General features: G+C 70.6%; 12 protein-coding genes. 9 read left to right on the forward strand and 3 right to left on the reverse strand.

Annotation, left to right across the window (positions count from 1 at the left end; translation table 11 throughout):
- Window positions 1-48: 48 nt before the first annotated feature.
- On the reverse strand, window positions 49-1,584 hold the full coding sequence (locus tag Psi01_RS05290; protein WP_204062796.1) for a long-chain-fatty-acid--CoA ligase: 1,536 nt from the start codon (window positions 1,582-1,584) through the stop codon (window positions 49-51).
- 170 nt (window positions 1,585-1,754) lie between these two features.
- Between Psi01_RS05290 and Psi01_RS05295 the strand changes: the two genes are divergently transcribed.
- The 4 genes from Psi01_RS05295 to Psi01_RS05310 all read left to right on the forward strand — a co-directional run bounded on the left by Psi01_RS05295 (window position 1,755) and on the right by Psi01_RS05310 (window position 6,363).
- Window positions 1,755-3,389, forward strand: coding sequence for a GMC family oxidoreductase (locus tag Psi01_RS05295; RefSeq protein ID WP_239127120.1), 1,635 nt, complete (start codon window positions 1,755-1,757; stop codon window positions 3,387-3,389).
- Window positions 3,390-3,675: 286 nt separating this feature from the next.
- Complete coding sequence (locus tag Psi01_RS05300; protein WP_239127122.1) at window positions 3,676-4,629, forward strand: TerC family protein; 954 nt, start codon at window positions 3,676-3,678, stop codon at window positions 4,627-4,629.
- A gap of 36 nt (window positions 4,630-4,665) precedes the next feature.
- Entirely contained in the window at window positions 4,666-5,013 is a 348-nt protein-coding gene (locus tag Psi01_RS05305; protein ID WP_239127125.1) for a helix-turn-helix transcriptional regulator, read from the forward strand.
- A 93-nt stretch (window positions 5,014-5,106) separates the two neighbouring features.
- Window positions 5,107-6,363, forward strand: coding sequence for a cytochrome P450 (locus tag Psi01_RS05310; protein ID WP_204062797.1), 1,257 nt, complete (start codon window positions 5,107-5,109; stop codon window positions 6,361-6,363).
- 370 nt (window positions 6,364-6,733) lie between these two features.
- Here Psi01_RS05310 and Psi01_RS05315 read toward each other — a convergent pair whose 3' ends face one another.
- A complete protein-coding gene (locus Psi01_RS05315) occupies window positions 6,734-6,901 on the reverse strand; it encodes a hypothetical protein (RefSeq protein ID WP_204062798.1) in 168 nt (55 codons plus the stop codon).
- Between the two features lie 56 nt (window positions 6,902-6,957).
- On the opposite strand from Psi01_RS05315, the gene Psi01_RS05320 reads away from it, so the two are divergent.
- The 3 genes from Psi01_RS05320 to Psi01_RS05330 all read left to right on the forward strand — a co-directional run bounded on the left by Psi01_RS05320 (window position 6,958) and on the right by Psi01_RS05330 (window position 10,442).
- Complete coding sequence (locus tag Psi01_RS05320) at window positions 6,958-7,809, forward strand: alpha/beta fold hydrolase (protein ID WP_204062799.1); 852 nt, start codon at window positions 6,958-6,960, stop codon at window positions 7,807-7,809.
- Between the two features lie 138 nt (window positions 7,810-7,947).
- Complete coding sequence (locus Psi01_RS05325) at window positions 7,948-9,123, forward strand: cytochrome P450 (protein WP_239127140.1); 1,176 nt, start codon at window positions 7,948-7,950, stop codon at window positions 9,121-9,123.
- A gap of 44 nt (window positions 9,124-9,167) precedes the next feature.
- Complete coding sequence (locus Psi01_RS05330) at window positions 9,168-10,442, forward strand: cytochrome P450 (RefSeq protein WP_204062801.1); 1,275 nt, start codon at window positions 9,168-9,170, stop codon at window positions 10,440-10,442.
- A gap of 78 nt (window positions 10,443-10,520) precedes the next feature.
- On the opposite strand, the gene Psi01_RS05335 is transcribed toward Psi01_RS05330, so the two are convergent.
- Window positions 10,521-12,278: a hypothetical protein gene (locus Psi01_RS05335; protein WP_204062802.1), complete on the reverse strand. Its 1,758-nt coding sequence runs from the start codon at window positions 12,276-12,278 to the stop codon at window positions 10,521-10,523.
- Window positions 12,279-12,904: 626 nt separating this feature from the next.
- Here Psi01_RS05335 and leuS point away from each other — a divergent pair.
- Both leuS and Psi01_RS05345 read left to right on the forward strand, forming a co-directional pair.
- Window positions 12,905-15,373 (forward strand): leucine--tRNA ligase, encoded by a 2,469-nt coding sequence (leuS, locus tag Psi01_RS05340; protein ID WP_204062859.1) that lies wholly within the window; start codon window positions 12,905-12,907, stop codon window positions 15,371-15,373.
- 108 nt (window positions 15,374-15,481) lie between these two features.
- Complete coding sequence (locus tag Psi01_RS05345) at window positions 15,482-16,435, forward strand: hypothetical protein (protein ID WP_204062803.1); 954 nt, start codon at window positions 15,482-15,484, stop codon at window positions 16,433-16,435.
- Window positions 16,436-16,474: the final 39 nt, after the last annotated feature.

A 16,474-nucleotide genomic window follows, 5' to 3' on the forward strand; every position in this document is an offset into this window, starting at 1 on the left:
GGGCCGGGACGCGGAGGTCTCCGGCGCCGCCGTACGGCGAGCGGGAGGCTAGCGGAGCTCGCGCTTGAGGATCTTGCCGGTGGCGGTCATCGGCAGGGCGTCACGGAACTCGACGATCCGCGGGTACTTGTAGGCCGCCATGTTCTCCTTGCACCACTCGACCAGCTCCTCCTCGGTGATGGTCGCGCCCGGCGTGCGGATGATGTAGGCCTTGACCTCCTCGCCGTGCGAGTCGTGGGAGACGCCGACCACCGCGGCCAGGGAGACCTGCGGGTGGGTCATCAGGACCTCTTCGAGCTCACGCGGGTAGACGTTGAAGCCGCCTCGGATGATCATGTCCTTGGCCCGGTCGATGATGGCGTAGTAGCCGTCGGAGTCGCGCGTGGCGATGTCGCCGGTGCGGAACCAGCCGTCCTTCATCACCTCGGCGGTCGCCTCGGGCCGGTTGTAGTAGCCCTTCATCACGTTGTGGCCGCGGATCGCGATCTCGCCCGGGCCCTCGCCCTCGACCGTGTTCCACTCGCTGTCGATCAGCTTCATCTCCACGCCCCAGATCGGCGTGCCGATGCTGCCCGCCTTGCTGGGCTTGCCGATCTGGTTGAAGCTGGCCACCGGGGAGGTCTCCGACAGGCCGTAGCCCTCCAGGATGCCGACCCCGAAGGTCGTCTCGAAGTCCTTGAGGACCTCGACCGGGGAGGACGCGCCGCCGGCCACCGCGACCCTGAGCGAGGAGGGCACCTCGTCGCCGTCGGCGTGGATCTTCGTGAGCATGGCCCAGTACATGGTCGGCACGCCCGCGAACAGGGTGACGCTCTCCTGGCGCATCAGCTCCAGCGCGGGGCCCGGCTCGAAGCGCGGCATGAGCACGATGGTGCCGCGGCGGCGGAACCCGGCGTTCATGACCACGGTCTGGCCGAAGGAGTGGAACAGCGGCAGCACCGCCAGGTAGGCGTCCCCGCCCTCGGTCCGCGGGAACATCTCGTCCGAGACCATGGCGTTCATCAGCATGTTCTGGTGGCTGAGCTCGGCGCCCTTGGGCTGGCCCGTGGTGCCGCTGGTGTACAGGATCACCGCGGTGTCGTCCGGCGCGGTCTGCACCGTCTCGAACTCGCCGGAGGCGCCGTCCAGCGCCGCCCACAGGGTCTCGCCGTACTCCGACTCGGTGGCGAACGGCGTGGCCGGCAGCACGAAGAAGTGCTCGGTCCCCGCGGCGCCCTCGAAGCCCGCCCTGCCCCGCTCGCCCAGCGGCAGCTCGGGGGAGCCCTCGAAGCAGAACAGCGCCTTGGCCTCGGAGTCCTCCAGGTGGTAGGTGATCTCGCGGGACTGGAGCAGGACGTTGAGCGGTACCACCGTCGCCCCGGCCTTCAGGATGCCGAAGTAGACGAATGGGAAGTAGGGGAGGTTCGGGCAGGCGAGCGCGACCTTGTCACCCTTGCGGATCCCCCGGGAGACCAGCAGGTTGGCAACCTGGTTCGCGACGGTGTTCACCAGGGAGTACGGCAGACGCAGCTCGCCGAAGACGAGAGCGGTGCGGTCCGGTGCCTCCCGGGCGCTGTCCTCCAGCACGATCGACAGGTTGAGCATGGATGGGTCCTCCGTCCGAACAAACTCTGACCCGCTCATCCTGGCAGGCGGGACATACCGACCGGTAGGTAGCCCAGATTACAAATTGACGGGTAAAGCGGAGGCGAGTAAGCAGGTAAGAGCCCGCTTATCGGGGAGGCGAGCTGACCGTCTGGACGAAGGAAGGGTCAGTGAGCGTGGAGTACGACTACGTGATCGTGGGTGCCGGCTCGGCGGGATGCGTCCTCGCCAACCGGCTGTCGGCCGACCCGGGAGTCCGCGTCGCGCTGGTGGAGGCGGGCGGATCCGACAGGAAACTTGAGATCCGCATGCCCGTCGGGTTCGCCAAGCTGTTCAAGACCCCGTACGACTGGGACTTCACCACCGCCAAGCAGCCGGAGATGTCCGGCCGGGAGCTCTACTGGCCGCGCGGCCGGGTGCTGGGCGGATCCTCCTCGCTCAACGCCCAGATGTGGGTCCGCGGCCACCGCGCCGACTACGACGGCTGGCAGGTCCCCGGCTGGTCCTACGACGAGGTCCTGCCGTACTTCCAGCGGGCCGAGCACCGCGTCGGCAGCAACCGCGGCGGCGTGTACGGCACCGAGGGTCCCATCCACATCTCCGAGCTGCGCAGCCCCAACATCACCACCACCGCGTTCCTGACGGCCTGCGAGGAACTCGGGATGACCCGGCTCGACGAGCTGAACGGCCCCTCCAACGAGGGTTGCTGCCCCACGCCCGTCACCCAGGACCGCGGCCGGCGCTGGAGCGCCTGCGACGCCTACCTCAGGCCCGTGATGAAGCGGCCCAACCTGACCGTGATCACCTCCTCGCAGGTGAACAGGATCCTCATCGAGGACGGGCGCGCGGTCGGGGTGGAGTACGGCGGGCCCGCCGGCGGCGCGGGCGGGGCGGAGGGAGCGGCCGGGACGGGCGAGGCGGGCGGCGGCACCGTACTGCGCGCGAGCCGGGAGGTGATCCTGTCGGCCGGGGCGATCGGCTCGCCGTACCTGCTGATGCTGTCCGGCGTCGGGGACGCCGGGGAACTGCGCGCGCAGGGGGTGGAGCCGGTCCACGACCTGCCCGAGGTCGGCCGCAACCTCCAGGACCACCTGGCTTCGGGCGTCATCCTGCACTGCCCCCGGCCGGTCACGCTCGCCGGGGCCGACTCCGTCACGAACCTGCTGCGCTTCCTGGTCGGCCGCAGGGGCATGCTCACCTCCAACGTCGGCGAGGCCGTGGCCTTCATCCGGACCACGCCGGACGAGCCCGCCCCGGACATCGAGCTGATCTTCGCCCCGGGGCCGTTCATCGACCACGGCATGACGCCGCCGCCCGGCCACGGCCTGACCATCGCCTCGATCCTGCTGCAGCCCGAGAGCCGCGGCCGGATCTCCCTCAACGGCCGGGAGGTGGTGATCGACCCCGGTTACCTGACGGCCGAGGCGGACCTCCGGCGGCAGATCGCGGGGCTGCGCAGGGCCAAGGAGCTGTTCGCCACCGCCGCCCTGAAGCCGTTCACCGGCCCGCCGATGGACCCGTACTGGGGAGCGGAGACCGACGAGGAGCTCACCCGCTGGATCCGCGAGCGCAGCGAGACCCTGTACCACCCGGTCGGCACCTGCCGCATGGGCGCCGACGAGGAGTCCGTGGTCGACCCCTCCCTGCGGGTGCGGGGCGTCGCGGCGCTGCGCGTGGCCGACGTCTCGATCATGCCGGTCATCAACCGCGGCCACACCCACGCCCCCGCCGTCATGATCGGCGAGAAGGCGGCCGACCTGATCACGGAGGGGCAGCGGGCCTCGTGGACGAAGCCCGTGTCGTGAGCCCGAGCCGTCGTCGCGCGGGATCCCGCCTGGACGCTCGTCGCGAGGGGTCCCGTCCGGACACTGGGTGCGACACCTGACGCTTGACACACGTATTTCATGTCATGAATACTGAGACGTATTTCGAGGGGGAGTACCCGACGCTTCGACGCACCGCCGTCAATACGGGCCCGGCCGATCCGGGCCCCGGTGGTGCGGCCGCCCGTTCCGGCGGCCCGGGGAGACCGTCGACGGCTCGGCGCCGCCGTGCTGCGCACGCCGCGGCCTGGTCGAGGAGGTCCCTCCGTTGTCCGTTGCCTGGTGGGCCTGGGCCCTGGTGATGCTGGCGGTGGCCGCGATGCTGGCCGTCGACCTGTTCCTGCACCGCGACGACCACGTCATCGGCTTCCGGGAGGCCGCCGTCTGGTCGGGCGTCTGGATCACCGCCGGTCTGCTGTTCGGCGCCGTCGTGTGGTGGTGGCAGGGCGGCGAGGCGGCCGGCACCTACTTCGCCGGCTACCTGATCGAGAAGGCGCTGTCGATCGACAACGTCTTCGTCTTCGCGATGATCTTCACTGCCTTCGCGGTGCCCGCCGCGCTCCAGCACAAGGTGCTGTTCTGGGGAGTGGTCGGCGCGCTGGTCTTCCGGCTGGCGTTCATCTTCGTCGGCGTCGAACTGCTGGAGACGTTCTTCTGGACCGCCTACCTGTTCGGTGCGTTCCTCGTCTACACCGGTTACAAGATGGCCTTCCGGCACGGTGAGCAGACTCCGCCGGACCGCAACCCGGTGGTGCGCCTGGTGCGCCGGGTGATCCCCACCGACCCCCGCTACCACGGCGGGCGGTTCTTCACGCGCCTGAACGGCAGGCGGGTGGCCACGCTGCTGTTCGTGGTGCTCATCGCGGTCGAGGCCACGGATCTGATCTTCGCGATCGACTCGGTCGCGGCGATTCTCGCGATCACCACCAGCACCTTCATCGTCTGGACCGCAAACGCGTTCGCGATCCTGGGACTGCGCAGCCTGTACTTCTGCCTGGCCGGGCTGCTCCGCCGGTTCACGCACCTGCACTACGGCCTGGCGGTGCTGCTGGCCTTCGCCGGGGTGAAGCTGATCCTGTCGGAGACCCCGGTCGGCAAGCTGCCCGTCCCCGTCACGCTCGGGGTCATCGTGGCCACTGTCGCCGTCTCCGTCGTCTGGAGCCTCCTGGCCACCCGCTCGGCGGCGACCGGCGCCACGGGCTTCACGTCTCGGAGATCGTAACTCTCGGTTCACGACACGGACGTCATGCTTTATACGATGGCAGGCGTGCCGGACTGGACCTTCCTGACCAACCACGCCCACGTGCTGCTGTGCATCGCCCGCGACCCCGGCGTCCGCATCCGCGAGGTGGCCGTCCGCGTCGGCATCACCGAACGGGCCGCGCAGCGCATCCTGGCCGACCTCACCGCGGCCGGATACCTCACCGCCACCCGGGAGGGCCGGCGCAACCGCTATCGGCTCAACCCGACCCTGCCGCTGCGCCACCCCCTCGAACGCGACCATCAGATCGGGGAGATCCTGGCCGTCTTCACCACCACCGCCGACGCGCCGGCGCCCGATCGGCCCGCTCCGGCGCCGGAGGGCCCGCCCGGCGACGGCCGGTGAGGGCGGCCGGGCCGCCGACGTCCCGCGGCGGCCCGGTCCCGTGTGTCGCGGCTCACACTTGACGTAAGTAAGCACTTGCCGAAATCTGGGTTAATGACCGCGAGTGTGACGGACATCGACCTGTCGCAGATCCCGTTCTGGGCTCTCCCGCAGGCAGAGCGCGCGGACGCCTTCCGGCGGCTCCGCCGACTGGACCGGCCCGTCTTCGTCAAGGAGAACAAGGTCCCCTTCGTCGGGCACGGCCCCGGGTACTACGCGCTGGTCCGGCACGCCGACGTCACCGAGGCCAGCAGGAACGCCGGGATCTTCAGTAGCGAGCCGACGGCCAACAGCATCGTGGACATGCCCCGGTGGATGGCGATCTACTTCGGCTCGATGATCAACATGGACGACCCCCGGCACGCGCGGCTGCGCCGGATCGTCTCGCGGGCGTTCACGCCCCGGATCCTGTCCAAGATGGAGGAGGACCTGCAGAGCGCGGCCACCCGGATCGTGGACGAGGCGATCGCGCAGGGCCCCGGCGACTTCGTCACCCAGATCGCGGCCCGCCTCCCGGTCCAGGTCATCTGCGACATGATGGGCATCCCGGCGTCGTACCACGACCGGGTGCTCCGGGCGACCAACATCATCCTGGGCAACGCCGACTCCGAGTACACCGGCATCGAGCCCGATTTCAAACGCTGGAACGTGGCCCGAGGCCTGGTCAAGCTGATGGGCGCCGGGCGCTCGCTCAACCACCTGGCCGCCCGGCTCGGCCGCGAGCGCCGGGGCGACTCCAACGGAGACCTGACCAGCCTGCTGGTCAACGGCGAGGAGTCGCTGACGCCCCAGGAACTCGGCTCGTTCTTCATCCTGCTCGTGGTCGCCGGCAGCGAGACCACCCGCAACGCGATCTCCCACGGGCTGAAGCTGCTCACCGACCACCCCGAGCAGCGGGCACTGCTGACCGGGGACTTCGAGGGGCACATCGCCGGGGCGGTCGAGGAGATCATCCGCTATTCCACCCCGGTCATCCAGTTCCGCCGCACGCTCACCCGCGACCACTCGATGAACGGCATGGACTACCGCAAGGGCGACAAGGTCCTGTTGTTCTACAACTCCGCCAACCGCGACGAGACCGTCTTCACCGACCCCGACGTCTTCGACATCACCCGCCACCCGAACCCCCACGTCGGCTTCGGAGGCCCCGGCCCGCACTACTGCCTGGGCGCCCACCTGGCCCGCCGCGAGATCACCGTGATGTTCCGCGAGCTGTTCACCCGCCTGCCCGACATCCGCGCCACAGGCGAACCCGACTACCTGCTGTCCAACTTCATCAACGGCATCAAGCACCTGCCGTACAAGGCGTAGGCGTAGGCGTACGAACCGGCGAACCGGCGAACCGGCGAACCGGCGGACCCGGACCGGGCGGACCGGCGGGCCCCGCCCGTGGTGCGCGACCATGGCCACGATCTCCTCCGCCGTGGCGGCGGGCTCGGCGGCCCGGGTCGCCTTCACCGGCCGGATGACCTCCCACGCCTCGGGACCGCCGACGATCACGGCGCGCCGACGAGGCCGGTGGCTCGACGTCGGTCGGCCGAGGGGGCTCGGGTGGGCTCATCGAGCCTGAGGCGCAGCCGGGTGGGCAACGCGCGGCCCACCGCGGACGTGCGCCACGGGTGGGCCCACGGTCGATACGCCCGCCGTACACGACCTGATCGCCGTGGGAGCGGCTCCGCGATCAACTCGCCTTCAGTTCTTCGGCGCCGCCCACCTTGTGAGTGTGGTCCCCGAACTCGGCGACCAGATTGAGTTTTCCGCCGAGGGCGGCGACATGGCGGGCAATGGCGTCAACGGTGAAGACCTTGCCCTGCCCGATCCGGGAGATGCGGCCCTTGGCCGCCCCCATGCGCCCGGCGAGTCCGGCCTGCCGTATGGGGCCAAGCTAGTGTTAGGTTCACGGGCATGGAGATCAGGACGGTCACGGCCAACGGGATCGACTTCGGCTACCTGGAGATGGGGGAGGGGCCGCTGGCGCTGTGCCTGCACGGGTTCCCCGACACCGCCCACACCTGGCGGCACCTGATGCCCGAGCTGGCCGCGCGCGGGTACCGGGCGGTCGCGCCGTTCATGCGGGGGTACGCGCCCACCTCGATCCCCGAAGACGGGATCTATGAGGCCGGGGCACTGGTCGCCGACGCCTGCGCGCTGCACGAGGTGCTCGGCGGGGACGGCGACGCGGTGCTCATCGGGCACGACTGGGGAGCCTTCCCCGTCTACAGTGCCACCGCCTTCGCTCCGGAGCGCTGGCGGAAGGGGGTCGCCATGGCGGTGCCCCCACCGGCCGCGCTGCTCTCGGGCTTCTTCGAGTACGACCAGCTCAAGCGCTCCTTCTACATCTTCCTGTTCCAGACGCCCCTGGCCGAGACGGCCGCCGCCGGGGAGGGGTTCATCGAAGGGCTGTGGCGCGACTGGTCGCCGGGCCACGACGCCGCCGAGGACATCGCCCACGTGCGGCGGAGCCTGGGGGATCCGGCGAACCTGGCCGCCGCGATCGGCTACTACCGGGCCATGCTCGGCACCGTGCCGCCGAGCGGCCGCTATGCCGCCGAGGGGGCCGCGAGCGGCGGGGAGGTGCCGATCCTCTACCTGCACGGGGAGGCCGACGGCTGCCTGGATCCGGGCCTGGCCGTGACGGCCCCGGCGTTCCTCCCGCCGGGGTCCCGGCTGGAACGGGTTCCCGGCGCCGGCCACTTCTTCCATCTGGAACGGCCCAAGGAGGTGAACGAGCTGATTCTGCACTGGTTGGAACAGTGACCGTATGGCAGGATCGGCAAGAAACCGAACTCGGTTCTAATGGAGGCTGGCGTGACGGTTTCGCAGGCGGGCACGGGGCTGCCCGAGATCGACCTGTCCGACATCGATCTCTCGGACGTCGCTTTCTGGGAGCGGCCGATGGCCGAGCGCGAGTCCGCCTTCGCCGTACTGCGCGCGCAACCGCATCCGATCCGCTTCACCGAGCCGGAGATCAGTTTCGCCCCCGCGGGCCCGGGTTACTACGCCCTGGTCAGGCATGCCGACATCATCGAGGCCAGCCGCAACCCCGAGGTCTTCTGCTCGGGCAAGAGCTCGACGAGCATCCACGACCTGCCGGTCGAGTTCAACGAGTACTTCGGTTCGATGATCAACATGGACGACCCGCGGCACGCGCGCCTGCGCCGGATCGTGTCCCGGGCCTTCACCCCGAAGATGATCAAGCAGTTCGAGGCCGACGTGCAGTCCGAGGCCACCCGGATCGTCGACGACCTCATCGCCAAGGGGCCGGGCTGTGACTTCGTCACCGAGGTCGCGGCCAAGCTCCCCTTGAAGATCATCTGTGACATGATGGGCATCCCCGAGGAGCACTACCAGACGGTCTTCGAGGCCTCCAACGTCATCCTGTCCGGCGGCGACCCCGAGTTCATCGACGACGTCAGCCGCGCGGCCGAACTGCTCCTGGGCGCCGGCCAGCGCCTGCAGGACCTGGTCGTCTCCCTGGCCGACGCCGGGGGCGACAACCTCATCACCTCGCTGACCAGCGCCAACATCGACGGCGAGAAGCTGACGATGCAGGAGCTGGGCTCGTTCTTCATCCTGCTGGTGGTGGCGGGCAACGAGACCACCCGCAACGCGATCTCGCACGGCCTGCACATGTTCACCGAGAACCCCGACCAGCGCGCGCTGCTGACCGAGGACTTCGACGGCCGCATCGCCGGGGCGGTCGAGGAGATCGTCCGGCTGGCCTCCCCGGTCGCCTGGATGCGCCGCACCGTGACCCGCGACCACGAGATGAACGGCACCCTCTACCGCGAGGGCGACAAGGTCCTGCTCTACTACTGGGCCGCCAACCGCGACGAGACCGTCTTCACCGACCCGCACCGCTTCGACATCCTGCGGACCGAGGGCCCGCACGTGGGCTTCGGCGGCCCGGGCCCGCACTTCTGCCTGGGCGCCCATCTGGCCCGCCGGGAGATCTCGGTGATGTTCCGCGAGCTGTTCACCCGGCTTCCGCAGATCCGCTCCGCCGGCGAGCCCGACCGCCTGCGCTCCAGCTTCATCAACGGCATCAAGCACCTGACGTGCGAGTTCTAGGTCGCGCATTGACGTAAGTCTTTGCTTGCGCAAAGACTTACGTCATGAGCGTGACGCCAGCCGAGCGGAGGCCGATCGTCTCCGCCGACGACTTCGACCTGTCGGACTACGACTTCTGGGCCAGGCCCATGCACGAGCGGGAGCACGCCTTCCAGCTCCTGCGGGGCCTGGAGCGCCCGGCCTTCTATCGGGAGCCGGAGATCGACTTCGCCCCGCCGGGGCCCGGCTACTACGCGCTGGTCCGGCACGCCGACATCCTGGAGGCCAGCCGCAACCCCGAGGTCTTCTGCTCGGGGGACGGCGGCGCCACCAACATCCCGGACATGCCGCCGGAGTTCACCGAGTACTTCGGTTCGATGATCAACATGGACGACCCGCGGCACGCGCGCCTGCGCCGGATCGTGTCCCGGGCGTTCACCCCGAAGATGATCAAGCAGTTCGAGGCCGACGTCGACGCGGCGGCCGTGCGGATCGTCGACGATCTGCTCGCCAAGGGGTCGGGCTGCGACTTCGTCACCGAGGTGGCGGCCAAGCTCCCCTTGAAGATCATCTGCGACATGATGGGCATCCCGGAGAAGGACTACGGCTTCGTCTTCGACCGGTCGAACGTCATCCTCGGCGGCTTCGACCCCGAGTACGGCGGAAGCGACGTGAGCAGCATCGCGGAGAGGCTGCTCATGGCCGGGCTGGAGCTGAACCAGCTCGTCCAGGACCTCGGCGCGCACCGCACCGAGCATCCCACCTCGGACCTCACCTCGTCGCTGGTCAACGCCAACATCGACGGGGAGCGGCTCACCGCCCAGGAGCTGGGCTCGTTCTTCATCCTGCTGGTGGTGGCGGGCAACGAGACCACCCGCAACGCGATCTCGTACGGCCTGCGCCTGCTGACCCAGAACCCCGACCAGCGCGCCCTCTGGCTGTCCGACATCGACGGCCACGCCCCGGGCGCGGTCGAGGAGATCGTCCGGCTGGCCTCCCCGGTGAACTACATGCGGCGCAAGGTCACCCGCGACCACGAGATGAACGGCACCCTCTACCGCAAGGGGGAGAAGGTGGTGCTCTACTACTGGGCCGCCAACCGCGACGAGGCCGTCTTCACCGATCCGCTCCGGTTCGACATCCTGCGCACCGAGGGCCCGCACGTGGGCTTCGGCGGTCCGGGCCCGCACTTCTGCCTGGGCGCGCACCTGGCCCGCCGGGAGATCACGGTGATGTTCCGCGAGCTTCTGCGCCGTGTCCCCGGGATCGAGGGACACCGGCCCGAGCGGCTCTACTCCAGCTTCATCAACGGCATCAAGCACATGGAGTGCGTCTTCTGACGTGCGGCGGACGCCGTACGGCACCGGGCACCGGGCACCGGGTGGGGCGGGCGCGACCGGCGCCCGCCCGGGCGGTCCTCAGCCGGCGGTCGTCTTGATCCCCTTGAAGACCGTGTTGACGTCGGGCAGCAGTTCCTTGACGTCCTGCGGCACCGACATGTAGACGATCGAGGGCAGGTCGGCCCCGGTGCTCACGGCCGCCACGACGACGGTCGTCTTCGCGTCGCCCGAGGTGATCTCGTAGGCGGCGAGCTGCGCCGGCAGCCCGCCGACCGAGAGGGTCTGCTGGGCGGTCTTGCGGGCGGTGTTGCCCTCGGGGAAGAACTTCTTGCGGGCGGCGAGCGTCACCGCGTTGATCACCGGCGCGAGGTTCTCCGGCGAGGTGTAGCGGCCCTTCAGCCGGGGCGAGAGCGGACCCGACATCACCTCCGCGTACTGGGCCTTGCCGGAGGCGTCCTGGCCCGCGGGGGCGTACTGGCGGGTGCTGAAGCCGTACGTCGTGGTCAGGTTCGGACGGGTGTCCTGCTGCCAGGGCGCGCCGAGCCGGGGGACGGTGATCGCCGCGTTGGTGTCGGTGATCGTCCCGGCGACCGGAGAGGCGTCGCCCTTGTAGCGGGGCAGGCGGCCGATCGTCCGCGGCTTGGCGGTCTTCTTGGTGGCCGAGGGCGCGGGCGTGGGGGCCGGGGCGCTCTCCTCGGCGGAGGCCAGCGGTCCGGCCAGGAACGCCCAGAGCACCACGCCGACCAGCGCGATCACCGCGGACCCGGCGAGCGCGAAGATCCAGACGGGCTTGCCCGGCTCGTCGAGCTCGTCCTCCTCGCCCATGGCCTGGTAGTTCTCACCGAAGACGGTGTTCCACAACTCCTGCTGGCGCTCCGGCGGCGGGGTCTTGGGACCGCTGATCTGACCGGCGGTGACGAACGGCCGGTTGGGGTCGGAGGGGTCGCGGCTCAGGTGGCCGCCCGGCGCGATCTGCTGCCCCTGCGGACCGCCCGGCATGCCCTGGCCGGGACCGTTGTGGCCTGGCCCGTTGTGGCCTGGCCCGTTCTGCCCGGGGTTCTGGCCCGGCCGGGGGTGCCCGGGGCCGCTCTGACCCGACACGCCCTGGCCCGGCTGCGGGTCCGCCGGCCCGTGACCGGGCGGGAAGCCCTGACCGGGCCGCAGGAGACCCTGCTGGACGGGGCCGTGCGGGCCGTGGTCACCGCCGGGCCGGCCGTTCCCGTTCCCGCCGCCGTTCCCCCCGCCATTGCCGAACGGGTCACCGGGAACCTGGCCGGGCGGTCCGAAGGTGGCGGTCTTCGCGAAGGGGTCGGCCGGGGCGGACTCGGACCTGGTGAAGGGGTCGGCGGAAGCGAAGGGATCGGCCGGGAAGGACTCGGGCCGGGCGAAGGGATCCGCGGAGGCGAAGGGGTCGGGCCTGGCGAAGGGGTCGGCGGACGGGAACGCCTCGGGCCTGGCGAACGGGTTCGGCCCGCCGGCGGGGTCAGGGGAGGTGCCCCATCCGCCGTTGCCCCGGTCCGGGGCGGTCGCGGTGGGGACCCCGACGGCCGGGGTCGCGGCGGCGGGGGACCACACGCCGGAGTCCTCCTGCGCCGGGCCGCCCTGCGGGGCCGGGTCCTGCGTCCCGAAGAACTGCTGCCACGAGCCGTTGCCGGGGACGGTGGCCTTCCAGGAGGTCGCGCCGGCGGGGGACTGCGGCCGCTCGTTCGGGGGAAGGGGCTGCCGGGGGCCGGTGCCGCCCGCGCTGAACGGGTCGTTCGCCCGGGACGGCGAGGGCTCGGGTGTCTGCGCCCATGCCGGAGGCAGGTGGGGCTGGCTGGACTGCTCCGAGGCCATGGGTTCCTTACCTCTCGCCGGGGTGCCCGAATTGGGGGTATTGGGCATGCTCTCATGGGAAGCAGGGGCATTCGCAGGGAAACGAGAGAACGCCTCCCCGAACTGGAGTCCACTGGGATCGGTCGGCGGATCCTGCATCGGCAGGCCCGCCTGCGCCGCCGGATCCGGGCCCTGCCCCGGCTCTGCTGAGTGTGCCACGGTGAAAAGGGTAAACGGGATGGACGCACGAGGTCACAACAGATCTACCATTGCGGACCCCGTACGGCTTCATGAAGGTCGCACCCATTGTGGTGGCCCGCCGTGCCGGTGTCCCGCGTTCGCCCGGACGGATAGGTGACGGGGCGGCCATAGCCGTCCGTATCCGCCCCCGGCCGCCGGTCGTGAAAAGCCGTCGCCGTCCGTGAAAAACCGCCGTTCATGAAAAGACGTGCGGACTGCGATAGGCTTTGACTATGCGTGCCGCGACCCTGCTGCTTACCGGGCCGCATCGGCCTTCCCGGCGCTGAGCGCCCCGCCGATGCGGCTGCCCTTCGCGTGAGCGGAGGGTTTTTCTATTGGGTCGGATGGTTCAAGATCATCTGCGCGGATGAACACCGAGGGAAGAAAACGTGAGCGAGCAAGCCGACATGCAGACCGACGAGCAGCACTATGACCCGCAGGCACTGCAGGTCAAGTGGCAGCGGCGGTGGGAGGAGCTGAACCCCTTCGCGGCGCCGGCCACCCCCTCCGGCGCGGGCGGCAAGCGCTACATGCTCGACATGTTCCCCTACCCCTCCGGCGACCTGCACATGGGTCACGCCGAGGTGTTCGCCATCGGCGACGTGGTCGCGCGCTACTGGTTCCAGAAGGGCTACGACGTCCTGCACCCGATCGGGTGGGACTCCTTCGGCCTGCCCGCCGAGAACGCCGCGATCAAGCGCAACGCCCACCCGGCCGAGTGGACCTACGCCAACATCGAGACCCAGGCGAACTCGTTCAAGCGCTACGGCATCTCCTTCGACTGGTCCACCCGCCTGCACACCAGCGACCCCGAGTACTACCGCTGGACCCAGTGGCTGTTCCTGCGCTTCTTCGAGCGCGGCCTGGCCTACCGCAAGGGCGGCCTGGTCAACTGGTGCCCCAACGACCAGACCGTGCTGGCCAACGAGCAGGTCGTCGGCGGCCGGTGCGAGCGCTGCGGCGCCGAGGTGATCCGCCGCGAGCTGACCCAGTGGTACTTCAAGATCACTGACTACGCCGACCGGCTGCTGGACGACATGGCCCAGCTGGAGGGCGGCTGGCCCGACCGCGTGCTGACCATGCAGCGCAACTGGATCGGCCGTTCCGAGGGCGCCGACGTCGACTTCGTGATCGAGGGCCGCGACGAGCCGGTGACTGTCTACACGACCCGTCCCGACACGCTGTACGGCGCGACCTTCTTCGTGGTCGCCCCGGACGCCCCGCTGGCCGAGGAGATCGTCTCCGGCGAGCAGCGGGAGGCCTTCGAGGCCTACCGGGCCGAGGTGGCCAAGCTGTCGGACATCGACCGGCTGTCCACCGAGAAGGAGAAGACCGGCGTCTTCCTGGGCCGTTACGCGATCAACCCGGTCAACGGCGAGCGGATGCCGGTCTGGGCGGCCGACTACGTGCTGTCCGACTACGGCCACGGCGCGATCATGGCCGTGCCCGCCCACGACCAGCGCGACCTGGACTTCGCCCGCGCCTTCGACCTGCCGGTGCGGGTCGTGGTGCACACCGGCCTGGCCGACCCGGGCGAGACCGGCGTGGCGACCGCGGGCGACGGCGCCCTGGTCAACTCCGGTCCGCTGGACGGCCTGAGCAAGGCCGAGGCGATCCGGAAGATCATCGAGGTCCTGAGCGAGCGCGGCACCGGCAAGGCGGCGGTCAACTACCGGCTGCGCGACTGGCTGCTGTCCCGTCAGCGCTTCTGGGGCTGCCCGATCCCGATCATCCACTGCGCCGACTGCGGCGAGGTCCCCGTCCCGGACGAGCAGCTGCCGGTCACCCTGCCCGACCTGCGCGGCGAGGCGCTGGCGCCCAAGGGCGTCTCCCCGCTGGCCTCGGCCGCCGACTGGGTCAACGTCGAGTGCCCCAAGTGCGGCGGTTCCGCCGCGCGCGACACCGACACGATGGACACCTTCGTCGACTCCTCCTGGTACTACCTGCGCTACGTCGACCCGGATTACGAGGACGGGCCGTTCGACGTGGAGAAGGTCCGCCAGTGGGGCCCGATCGACCAGTACGTCGGCGGTGTCGAGCACGCGGTCCTGCACCTGCTGTACTCCCGGTTCTTCACCAAGGTCCTGTACGACATGGGCATGGTGAACTTCACCGAGCCGTTCACCCGGCTGCTGAACCAGGGCCAGGTGATCAACCGCGGCAAGGCGATGTCCAAGTCCCTGGGCAACGGCGTTGACCTGGGCGAGCAGATCGACGCCTTCGGCGTGGACGCCGTCCGGCTGACCATGGTCTTCGCCGGTCCGCCCGAGGACGACATCGACTGGGCCGACGTCTCGCCCGCCGCCTCGCAGAAGTTCCTGGCCCGCGCCTTCCGGGTGATGGCCGAGGCGGGTGCGGCCTCCGCGCCCGGCGCGGACTTCGCCGCCGGCGACCTGAACCTGCGCAAGACCGTGCACAAGGTCGTCGACGAGGTCACGAAGCTGGTCGAGTCCCAGCGCTTCAACGTCGCGGTGGCCCGCATGATGGAGCTGACCAGCGCGCTGCGCAAGGCCATCGACTCCGGCCCCGGCGCCGCCGACCCGGCGGTCCGGGAGGGCGCCGAGGCGCTGGCGGTCATGCTGTCGCTGGTCGCGCCGTACGCCGCGGAGGAGGGCTGGGAGCGGCTGGGCCACCCGGCCTCGGTCTCCAGGGCCGGCTGGCCGGTCGCCGAGGAGGCCCTGCTGGTCGAGGACTCCGTCACCTGCGTCGTGCAGGTCGCGGGCAAGGTCCGCGACCGCCTGGAGGTCTCCCCGGACATCTCCGAGGCCGACCTGCAGGCGCTGGCGCTGGCCTCCGAGCGGGTCCAGGGCTTCCTGTCGGGCGCCCCCCGCAAGGTCATCGTCCGCGCCCCCAAGCTGGTCAACATCGTCCCCTGACGCACGGGCCGCGGGGCGCTGCGGCGCGCCCCGCGGCACGGGTACGGGAGCCCCGTCCCGCGCCGCTGCGGACCGGGAGCACAGGGGGTTCTTCACTAAAGTACGTGTGTGCGACGTTTCGGGATGGTCCTGGCGATGGCCGGGCTGGTCATGGCGGGCTGCTCGGGCGGCGACGCCGGGACCGGGCTGCGCGGGGCGATGTCCGAGGTGTCGGGGGGCGAGTCGGACCAGCCGTTCGCCTACAACGACCTGGCCCACTGGCGGGAGCTCGGCGTGCTGCGGGGCCGGGAGCCGGAGCCCGACGGGCCCTGGCAGGACGCGGCCTACTTCGGTCTCGACGTGCTCGGCGTCCCGGAGCTGCGCGACTCGATCGGCGTGGACCTGTCCGCGGCCGACCGGGCCGTCTCGGTCGGGTACCAGCCGGCGGCCGTCCGGCTGGACGGCGCCTTCGACGCCGCGGCCGTGCGGGACAGGCTCATCGCCTCCGGGGGTAAACCCAGGAAGGTCGGCGACCACGAGGTCATCTCCCGGGGCGGGTACGCCACCACGACCATCGAGAACGGCGGGCTGGCCGTGCGGGGCAACGACGACCCCTTCGCCGAGGTCGCCGTGAGCGACTCCGTCATCGCCACCGGCCCCGGCCTCGCCGACGTGCTCGGCGGCCCGGTCGACCTGGGGGACCACCCCGAGTACATCGCGGTCGCCGACTGCCTCGGCGACGTGGTCACCGCCGCCCTGCGGCGGCCCGAGGCGCCCGGCGGCGTCCGGCTCTACGGTGTCGGCCTGCGCCGCCCCGGCTCGGCGGACGAGCGGCCGTCCAGCGTGATCTGCGTGGTGCCGGAGCCCACCGCGGGCGCCGACGTGCGCAGGGGGTTCACCGGCGGGTTCACCACGCGGGGCACGAGCGGCCAGGGCGAGCCGATCGGCCGCCACGCCGAGGAGATCGTCCACGACGAGGTCGAGTCGGAGGGGCTCACGGTGCTGCGCGCCGGGGTACGGCACACCGCCGGGAGCCCGGCGTCGTTCTTCCTCAAGACGTTCTCTCCCGAGAACCACCTGTAGCCCTCCCGGGTCGCCTGCCGCCCTCCCGCGCCGTCGGGA

It is taken from the genome of Paraplanobispora siamensis (assembly GCF_016863175.1).
GTDB lineage: Bacteria > Actinomycetota > Actinomycetes > Streptosporangiales > Streptosporangiaceae > Planobispora > Planobispora siamensis.